Source organism: uncultured Rothia sp. (assembly GCF_937976295.1).
Taxonomy (GTDB): domain Bacteria; phylum Actinomycetota; class Actinomycetes; order Actinomycetales; family Micrococcaceae; genus Rothia.
Genome location: NZ_CALJRY010000099.1, coordinates 1 through 9480, shown reverse-complemented (window position 1 = coordinate 9480; position 9480 = coordinate 1). Strand labels below are relative to the sequence as shown.

The 9480-nt window shown below is 58.3% G+C and carries 7 protein-coding genes; 6 read left to right on the top strand and 1 reads right to left on the bottom strand.

What is annotated here, in order from left to right:
* Positions 1–111: 111 nt before the first annotated feature.
* Positions 112–966: a multidrug ABC transporter permease gene (locus Q0216_RS02585; protein WP_298592692.1), complete on the top strand. Its 855-nt coding sequence runs from the start codon at positions 112–114 to the stop codon at positions 964–966.
* A 225-nt stretch (positions 967–1191) separates the two neighbouring features.
* Here the strand turns inward: Q0216_RS02585 and Q0216_RS02580 are convergent, their stop codons facing one another.
* The gene (locus tag Q0216_RS02580) at positions 1192–1848 is read right to left on the bottom strand and encodes a DedA family protein (protein WP_298592690.1); all 657 of its coding nucleotides are present in this window, start codon (positions 1846–1848) and stop codon (positions 1192–1194) included.
* Positions 1849–2182: 334 nt separating this feature from the next.
* On the opposite strand from Q0216_RS02580, the gene Q0216_RS02575 reads away from it, so the two are divergent.
* From Q0216_RS02575 to Q0216_RS02555, 5 genes are all read left to right on the top strand, one after another.
* Positions 2183–4357 (top strand): RecQ family ATP-dependent DNA helicase, encoded by a 2175-nt coding sequence (locus Q0216_RS02575; protein ID WP_298592689.1) that lies wholly within the window; start codon positions 2183–2185, stop codon positions 4355–4357.
* Positions 4358–4398: 41 nt separating this feature from the next.
* Positions 4399–4926, top strand: coding sequence for a nucleoside deaminase (locus Q0216_RS02570; RefSeq protein ID WP_298592687.1), 528 nt, complete (start codon positions 4399–4401; stop codon positions 4924–4926).
* Positions 4927–5226: 300 nt separating this feature from the next.
* Positions 5227–5946: a multidrug ABC transporter ATPase gene (locus Q0216_RS02565; RefSeq protein WP_298592686.1), complete on the top strand. Its 720-nt coding sequence runs from the start codon at positions 5227–5229 to the stop codon at positions 5944–5946.
* A gap of 2 nt (positions 5947–5948) precedes the next feature.
* A complete protein-coding gene (locus tag Q0216_RS02560; RefSeq protein WP_298592684.1) occupies positions 5949–8555 on the top strand; it encodes a YhgE/Pip domain-containing protein in 2607 nt (868 codons plus the stop codon).
* Between the two features lie 79 nt (positions 8556–8634).
* Positions 8635–9255 (top strand): TetR/AcrR family transcriptional regulator, encoded by a 621-nt coding sequence (locus tag Q0216_RS02555; protein WP_298592682.1) that lies wholly within the window; start codon positions 8635–8637, stop codon positions 9253–9255.
* The last annotated feature ends 225 nt before the right edge of the window (positions 9256–9480 follow it).

The window sequence follows — 9480 nt, the reverse complement described above, 5'->3', positions numbered from 1 at the left end:
AGGCTACCGCCTCAACTAGGGTGGGACGCCCCTCCTCATGGGGAGACTCTTCTACACCCGCCCTGCGCTATAGCGCGCGGGACGGGGTGCGAAGAGAAGAAAGGAACAACGATGTCAGAACGTACCCCGAAACAACCGTTGAACGACCCGGAGTACACGGTACCCGAATACAGCGTGCTGCTACCCTCCGACGAGGCTAAAAACAGCACCGCAGAGGGCGTTGGCACCTCCAACAACGTAGCTTCCGGTAACGCCGCAGATAACAGCGTGGCGGAGGGCAACGCACCCGGCGACAGCACCCCCGAGCACGCTACTACCGACTACCGGGAGGTGACCGCTGGATACAACGTTGCCGCCTCCGAGCGGATAATTCCGGAGCGCCCGAAGGCTATGCGCAACGTCATGTTGTGTGCTGCCGCCATTATCGTGCTGGGACCCTTGAGTAACTTTCTGCCGATTCTAAGCCGGTCGTATATCGATTTTGAGATGGTGGTGAGTGTTCTCTTCTCTGCCTTGGTGGTTACCCTCATCATCTCCGCCATCCCGATTTTTGTTCTCTGGAAGATCTGGGATGGCCGCGAGTGGGCGCGCATTCTTACCATCATCTACTGCGCTCTCGCGGCTGCTAGCAGTGTGCTTATTCTTGCGGATAATTTCTCGGGGTTAAGCTCTAGAGCGGCTGCGGCGTCCAGCCTGGTGCGTATCGCGAGCGGCGTTTTTACCCTCGTTCTTTACCTCCTGATGATTGTGCTGCTGACTCGTGCTCCTATTAGGACGTACACACAAATCGTTAGCGGGGCACGTGCACTAGAACACCAGCAGATGATGTCTGAGACGAGACAGGCCGCCGGTCAGGTGCCGACAGAACTCCGAGAGCTTTTCGCTGACGATGAGGATGGAGAACGCACCTCATCAGAGGGGAACACCCCTCGGCCCCCGCACCGTAGCGCGGGATGGGGAACATAGAAAGGAACACCAACGTCAGGAGTTCCGGGGCTAGCCCTCGGAATGGTGCACGTGGCTACTCAGATACCTCTGAACACGCTGAGAAAGGGTACCGCCTCAACTAGGATGTTTACCTAAGCGGCACCGCTACCGCCCAAAGACTCGGAGCGTGAAAAGGGTGGGGATACCACACGGTATCTCCACCCTTTCTCATCCCCGGCTCAGCGGCCGAGAGGGACTCACGTATTACTCAGCAGATTCCTGCTTCGCCTTCGAGCGGCCACGCAGGTACTCGATAAAGACCGGCACCACAGAAACCACCACAATAATCACAGCAATGTACTCAATGTTGTTATGCACGAACGGGATACCGCCCAGCAGCACACCCGCCAGACCAATCGAACCGATCCACGTAACCGCGCCAACAACGTTCCACAGGTGGAACTTCTTGCGGTCGTACGAAGAAATACCAGCCGCAACAGACACAAACGTACGAACAATCGGCACGAAACGACCCAGAACCAGAGCCAAGCTACCGCGCTTCTGGAAGAACTCCTCGGTAGTGTGCAGGTTCTTGGTGCTCAGAATCTTTGCGTCATCCTTGAAGATCTTACGGCCGTAACGGGCACCGATCTGGTAACCAACCTCAGCGCCAGCAATAGCAACCAGCACCAGGACCGGGAACGCAACCCACAGGGACAGACCCATCTGCTCATGCAACATACCCAAAGCAAAAATCAGGGAGTCACCCGGAAGAATCGGGAAAAGAACGCCGGACTCAATAAATACGATAATTGCCGAAACAACCAGAACCCAGGGGCCGGTGTCGAGCAGGAACTGCTCAAGATCGAAACCCAAGAGCGCAACCGGAAGATGCGCCAAAGCGGTGGCAAGAAAAGTCATGAAAAATCCTGAACTGTGAGTGGACCGCACGCACGGATTGGCGGCGGAGTAACACCAGCATAGAAAGCATACCTATGGTGAACATTGTGCAAAACTATGCGGGGGCTGTGTATTACTGGCACAATTCTACCGGCATTTACGCCGGATGCACGGGTGAGCGAGGCGTAAATCTCCGCAGCGGCGGAACTAAAACCGCGCAAGGTGACGCGGCGCTCGCACACCTCCCCATGTAATGACCGTCCGTCAGGCTAGATTATGCGGGGTGTGACATGATGGGAAGAGAGCACGGCGCGTCGCGGCGTAGCGAACGCCCCCACCCACCGTTGGAGAGAATATGAACCCCCAGCAGCCAGCATCCAGTCCCGCCGACTCCCTGCATGACGATTCCCTGCATGCTGAAGCCCGCGACGTGTTGCGCCGCCTCACCGGCATCGCTGATGCCGAGTTCCACGACGGCCAGTACGAGGCGATTCGCGCCCTCGTAGCCGACCGCGCCCGCACCCTCGTCGTGCAGCGTACCGGCTGGGGTAAGTCCGCGGTCTACTTCATTTCATCCCTGCTGCTGCGTGCTCGCGGTATGGGCCCGGCGCTTATTGTCTCCCCGCTGCTCTCCCTCATGCGTGATCAGGTTGAGGCGGCATCCCGCGCGGGAGTGCGTGCCGCCATGGTGAACTCCGCGAACGTCACCGAATGGGATGAGATCCGTACCCGCCTCGAAGCTGACGAACTCGACGTGCTCCTGGTGGGCCCCGAACGCCTCAACAACCCGACGTTCCGCGAGCAATGGCTACCGTACCTGCTGCCGCGCCTGGGTCTGCTCGTTATTGATGAGGCGCACTGTATTTCTGACTGGGGTCATGACTTTCGCCCCGATTACCGTCGTATTGGTTCGCTCATTAAATCTCTGCCGGCGGGCGTGCCGGTGCTGGCGACCACCGCGACCGCGAATGACCGGGTGAGCCGCGATATTGCCGAGCAGCTCAGCACCGATACCGCCGCACCCGTGCATGTACTGCGCGGTCCGCTTTCCCGCGAGTCCCTGCGCCTGGGCGTTCTGACCCTGCCCGATGAGGCGCAGCGCATCGGCTGGCTGCTCACGCACCTGAACAGCCTGCCCGGTTCGGGCATTATCTACACGCTGACTGTCTCTGCGGCAGAAGATACCGCAAATGCCCTGCGTGCCAGCGGCTACGAGGTGCTCGCCTACACCGGTAAAACTGACCCGGATGAGCGGCTGGTTGCGGAGCAGGCGCTCAAGGAAAACCGTGTGAAGGCTCTTGTTGCGACGAGTGCCCTCGGCATGGGTTTTGATAAGCCAGATTTGGGTTTTGTGGTGCACCTGGGCGCGCCGTCGTCTGCGGTGAGCTATTACCAGCAGATTGGCCGCGCCGGACGAGGCGCCGTCAACGCTGATGTTCTGCTCCTGCCCGGTCGTGAAGACCGCGCCATTTGGGAGTATTTTGCGACCGCCTCCATGCCTGATGAGGAGCAGGCACTGGCTGTTTTGGATGCCCTCGCCCAGTCTCCGGAGGGGCTGAGTATTACCGCGTTGGAGGCGCGCGTTCAGTTGCGCCGCTCCACCCTGGAGCTTCTACTGAAGGTACTGGACGTTGAGGGCGCAGTCATGAAGGAAGGCAACTATTGGCATCGCACCTCTTCGCCGTGGCGGTACGACAGTGCACGGTACGCGGCGGTGGCGCAGGCGCGTGTGGCGGAGCAGAACGCCATGCTCGAGTATGAACGCACTAGTCAGTGCCGTATGCTTTTCCTGGCTCAGCAGCTTGATGACGCTTCCGCTGTTGCGTGCGGTCGTTGCGATGTGTGTGCAGGCCCCTGGTACCCGGTTGAAGTCCCCACTGAGGCGCAGCAGGCGGCGCAGAGCAGCTTCAATACGGTGGGTGTGCCCCTGCAGCCGCGCCGTATGTGGCCGGGCGGGCTGGATCAGCTGATGGGTGCGGATGCGCCGCGCGGTCGTTTGTCTAAGGACGAGCAGGCTGAACCCGGTTACGCTTTGGCGCGTTTGAGCGATATGGGGTACGGTACTCGTCTGCGTGAGCTTCTGGCGACGAATGAGCTGGGTGAACCGGTTGATTCTGAGGTTCCTGCCGAGCTGGGTCGCGCCTGCGTGAAGGTGCTTGCTGCTTGGCAGTGGGCTGAGGCGGGTCGTCCGGTGGCGGTGTTGACTCTGCCTTCGCCGGTGCGTCCCCGTTTGGCTCAGTCTCTGGGTAGGGGGCTTGCGTCGGTGGGTCGCCTGGTGGATTTGGGCCGGGTGTCATTGGTGGGGGAGCCGCGTTTCTTTGGCGGTAATAGCGCGTTCCGTTGTGCGGATGTGCTGCGCTCGTACCGGGTGCCTGCAGAGGTTCTGGACTATGTGCGGGAGCATCGGTGCCCTGTTCTGTTGGTTTCTGATGTGGTGGATTCGCGGTGGGCGTTTACGGCTGTGGCACGTGAGCTGCGGCTGGCGGGTGCTTCTGCGGTGTATCCTTTCTCTTTGGCCGCCACCCACTAGTCGCGCTCATTAACGTTTATTTATTCCCCTGACGAGGTTGTATGTCATATTCGGAATATTCAAAATTGACGGTCACAGACGGCTCTTCCGCTGTGCTCAGCGATATTCCCGCTCGCCCCGAACACAGCGAGTGGATGGCGCGCGCCCTCGCTGAGGGTGCCGCCGCAGGTGAGCGTGGCGAGATCCCCATCGGTGCCGTGGTGGTGGACGAGCAGGGCGTCATTATTGGTTCGGCGGGCAATACCCGCGAGCGGGAGCATGACCCCAGCGCCCACGCGGAGGTGAATGCGATTCGTCAGGCGGCGGCGCATCGTGGTCAGTGGCGCCTGGACGGGTGCACGCTCGTGGTGACGGTTGAACCGTGCCTGATGTGTGCCGGCACGATTCTGGCGTCGCGCGTTTCGACGGTGGTTTTTGGCGCCTGGGAGGAGAAGACGGGGGCTGCTGGCAGTCGTTACGATGTGCTGCGTGACGGCAGGGTCGCTCCGGCTCCCGAGGTGTATGCGGGGGTGCGTGCTGATGAGTGCGCGCAGCTGATGGTGGATTTCTTTAAGGAGCGCCGCCCCTGACCTCCCTAAGCTTCACCCCCTAAAAATGGTTTGTATAACGCGAAAAGCTGCGCAGGGATTGCGTGGCTTTTCGCGTTATTTGTACGAAAAACCCCATTTCTTTGAAAAATACTTCAAAAATTTCAAAAATGACCCCTGCTTTTTCAAGAAAAGCCCACTACATCACACATATTCGGGTCTACGATATATAGGCATTGGAGCCTCCGCCTGCTCGCGCCTGACGTTCAACACCCCGCGCGGTGCCCGCGGATGACTCCCAGAAACTCACCCGAACCATCCATTCTCTGAGGGGATTTAACCGTGTTAAGCGTTGATAATATTTGGGCAAAAGGGCGCCACACTCCGCTTTTTGACCGCACCACCTTCTCAGTGGGCGAGGGTGAGGTCATTATTGTGCAGGGGGATAGCCAGCTGGAGCGTACCTCTCTTGCGTTGGCGCTGACTGGTCGCCTTCCCCTGTCCGGCGGCACGATTAGCTGGAGTAAGGGCGATGATGAGCCTCGCCGTATTTCGATGAAGCGTTTGCGTGCTCTCAGTAGTGTGGTGGACTCTCCTGATGTGACCGCTCCCGAGCAGCATATGCGCGTGCACGATTACGTGTCGGAGATGCTTTCTTATAACCTGCCGATTTTTGGTCGTTCCCGTGCGAGCCGCTGGCTGGCTGAGCGCGGTCTGGAGGATCTGGACGGCCTGTGGATGGATGAGATTAGCGGCGAGATGAATATGGAGCTGATGGCTGCTTTGGCTCAGCATAGCCCGTCGGACCTGCTGGTTTTTGATACTCCTTCCCGCCACCTGAACCACACGTACATGTGGCTTCCATATCTGGAGGAGCTTGCCGCTGATGAGGACCGCCCGCGCACGGTTGTGGCGATTGTGCCCCATATTTCGGAGTCCTGGCATGGTGCGCGTGCTGTGGTCGGTCATGCCCCCGAGGAAGACGTGCCGGCTCCGGTTGAGGGCGAGATTGAACCCTCTAATGATTCCCCCGAACATGGCGAAAACGCTGAGAAGGAGTAAGAATGACTGTTCTGCGTGTTGCACTCGTTGAGCTGAAGCGCCTGACCAGCGGTGTTCTGCCGGTTCTGGTGCTGCTTGCGATGTCCTGCATTCCGCTGCTGTACGGCGCCCTGTACCTGTATGGTAACTGGGATGCGTACGGCAATGTGAATGGCATTGTGGGCGCCCTGGTAGTTGAGGATGAGGGCGCGACGGATTCTGAAGGTAAGCAGGTGAACACCGGTGCTGATGTGAAGAAGAACCTTCTGGATGCTGGCACGTTTGATTGGCGTCAGGTGCAGACCCGCGCTGAGGCTGTTGAAGGTGTGGAGAAAGGCACCTATGACTTTGCGATGGTGATTCCGAAGGATTTCTCCCGTGATCTGCAGAGTGCCGGTTCGTTCAAGCCTGATGCTGACGGCAAGACAGGCACTATTGATCCGCGTTCGGCGGGTATTGAGGTCATTACGAATGATGCCAATAACTATGTGCTGACGAGTATTGTCACGAAGGCGGGCACTGCGGTGCGTGATTCGGTGGCGGAGAAGGTCGGTAATTCTACGGCGAATTCGCTGTTGGCTAGCTTCACGACTATTCATTCGAAGATGGGTGAGGCTGCTGATGGTGCGGCGAAGGTGAATACCGGTACGGTGAAGCTGGCAGATGCGATTGTTCAGCTGAAGGATGGCACCGCCACGGTGAATGATGGTGCCGTGAAGCTGAAGGATGGTACTTCCTCCCTGGCTGATGGTCAGTCCCAGTTGTTGGATGGTCAGAAGCAGTTGGCGGAGGGCGCTGCGAAGCTTGCTGATGGTGCTTCGACTTTGGACTCTGGTGCTGCGAAGCTGGATTCTGGCGCCGCGAAGCTTGCTGATGGTGCTTCGGGTTTGAAGGATGGTTCGTCGACTTTGGCTTCGGCTGCTGCATCTGCTTCTGATGGTGCGGCGAAGTTGAAGGATGGTTCGGCGACCCTGGCTGAGGGTACTGCGAGCTTGAAGGATGGTTCGGCTTCGGTTGCGAAGGGCGCTAATGATTTGGCGTCTGGCATCCATCAGTTGCGTACCGGTATGGACCAGGCGGGTATTCGTGAGTTGCCGGCTGAGTTGAACGCGATGTGCATGCGCCTGCATGAGACGGATACGTCTGCCGGTAGTGGCGATTTTGGTCGTGATCTGTCGAATACTGTGGTGTCTGCGAGTGCGCAGAAGATGCGTGCTCAGGTGACTCCGCTGGTTGAGGCGGGTACGTTGACTCAGGAGCAGGCTGATCAGCTGGTGGCTGCTGTTGATTCTGAGGAGACGAAGAATGAGGTTGCTGAGCTGAATCAGAAGGCTCTGCAGTCTCATCTGGCTACTCGTGATGCTGCCGCTGCTGATGCTCTGTCGAAGCTGAGCGCGTTGAAGTCGAGCCATTGTGTTTCTGATGGTTCGTCGTCGACTGCGGCGAAGATTCAGACTTTGGTGTCTGGCGTGGATTCGCTGGATTCGGGTGCTTCGTCGCTGGCGAAGGGCGCTTCGTCGCTGGCTGAGGGTGCTGCTCGTGTGGATGCTGGTGCGTCTTCGTTGGCGTCGGGTTCGGCGACTTTGGCTGATGGTAATTCTCAGATTGCTTCGGGTGCTTCGAGCCTTGCGAGTGGTTCTGCGACTCTGTCGGGTGGTGCTTCTGAGCTGAAGGAGGGTACCGGTTCTTTGAAGAGCGGTACCGCCGAGCTGAAGGATGGTAGCGGTACTTTGGCGGAGAAGGAGCAGTCTGCGGTTGAGGGCCAGCAGAAGTTGGCTGATGGCGCTTCCGAGTTGAAGGATGGTGCGTCGCAGCTTTCTGACGGTACGGCGAAGCTGGCTGATGGTTCTACTCAGTTGAATGATGGTGCTTCCGAGTTGAAGGATGGTACGTCGTCGCTGGAGAGCGGTCTGGCTTCGGGCGCTAAGCAGGTTCCGAGCCTTGCGCCGACTGATCAGGCGAAGGTTGCTGATACGATGTCGAACCCTGTGGCTCTGTCGCATGAGTCGTTGGCGTCGGGTCGTAATTACGGTGAGGGCATGGGCCCGTTCTTCATGTGTTTGGCGCTGTGGATTGGCGGCTTGATGCTGGTTCAGACGTTGCGCGTGATGAATAACCGTGCGTTGGCTTCGCATGCTCCGTCGATTCGTGTGATGCTCGGTAGCTGGATGCCGTTTGGCCTGGTGGGTATTGCTCAGGCGACTTTGATGTTCGCCGCGATTAAGTTCGGTTTGGGCTTTGAGATGGCTCATCCGTGGCTGGTGTGGCTGTTCCTCTGCTATGTGGCTTTGGTCTTTACCGGTTTCATTCATGGTTTGACGGTGATTTTGGGTGCGCCGGGCAAGCTTGTTGCTTTGGTCATTCTGATTCTGCAGCTGATTACTGCGGGCGGCACGATGCCGTATGAGACTCTGCCTGAGTCGATTCGTTGGATGCATGACTTCTTCCCGATGGGTTATGCGGTGGCGGGTACGCGTCGTTTGGCGTATGGCATTAATGAGTCGAGCCTGTGGGGCATCATGCTGGTGTTGACTCTGTGGGGTCTGGCTGGTCTGATGTTGGGTTACATTGGCACGCGTCGTGATCGTACGTGGTCGCTGAAGAAGCTTGCACCGGAGATTACGGTGTAACGCGCCATGTTTGGTCGCACCGGGGAAAACTGTCTAATAAAATAGAGATATATCTGCAAAAAGGGAGGGAGGACTGCTGATGTTGCAGCGCCCAGTCGCTGAAGCTTCAAGTCGTCGTCCCGGCCGTACAGGTAGAACTCAGTTGAAGTTGTTCAACGCCGCTATGGAAATCATGACCGAAAAGGGGCTTGAGTACGCCACTGTTGAAGAGGTGGCTGCTCGGGCGGGTGTCTCTAAGGGAACCGTGTATTACAACTTCGGTTCTAAGAAGACCATGGTGGATCAGCTGGTTCAGTACGGCACGCAGTTGCTGCTGAGCGATGCGCGTCGCGCGGCGTCGGTTCATTCTGATCCGCGTGAGGCGTTGCGGAGTGCTATTCGCGCCGCGTTCCAGTACCTTGAGGACCGTCCGGGTTTTACTCGGATGTGGCTTGCGGAGGCGTGGAAGGGCGCGGATGGTTGGACCGAGGCGATGAGTGATAACCGTCTGAATCTTCTGGATTATTTGGAGGAGATGACGGAGGCTGTGGCTCGCCGCTATACGGTTGATACCGCTCAGAATCCTCGTGCGATTGCGATCTCTATGTTCGGCGCGATTTATATGCTTGCTATGGATCGTGAAGTGCATCAGGCGGAGCGCAATGCTGAGGATGCAACGCGTGCTGTCATGCTGGTTGTAGATGGGTATATCCGTCATTAGGCGGACCTGTTGGGGTCTGCAGACGTGCCGGGACTTTCGGGGTCGGGTGTCGAAAAGGGCGCGGTGAAAGGGACCGTGAAGAGGGCGACACCCGGCTGCCGTGCGCGGTTTTTCTTGTCCTCCTGCCGGTCTTGCCCTCCTGGTGGGGGTGTGCTATAGTTTTCCACTGTTGGTGGTGTGTCCGAGCGGCCGAAGGTGCATCACTCGAAATGATGTTTGGTGTAA

Coding starts and splice junctions, on each gene's coding strand:
- Q0216_RS02580 (WP_298592690.1), bottom strand. CDS start 1,848: ATGACTTTTCTTGCCACCGCTTTGGCGCATCTTCCGGTTGCGCTCTTG.
- Q0216_RS02585 (WP_298592692.1), top strand. CDS start 112: ATGTCAGAACGTACCCCGAAACAACCGTTGAACGACCCGGAGTACACG.
- Q0216_RS02575 (WP_298592689.1), top strand. CDS start 2,183: ATGAACCCCCAGCAGCCAGCATCCAGTCCCGCCGACTCCCTGCATGAC.
- Q0216_RS02570 (WP_298592687.1), top strand. CDS start 4,399: ATGTCATATTCGGAATATTCAAAATTGACGGTCACAGACGGCTCTTCC.
- Q0216_RS02560 (WP_298592684.1), top strand. CDS start 5,949: ATGACTGTTCTGCGTGTTGCACTCGTTGAGCTGAAGCGCCTGACCAGC.
- Q0216_RS02555 (WP_298592682.1), top strand. CDS start 8,635: ATGTTGCAGCGCCCAGTCGCTGAAGCTTCAAGTCGTCGTCCCGGCCGT.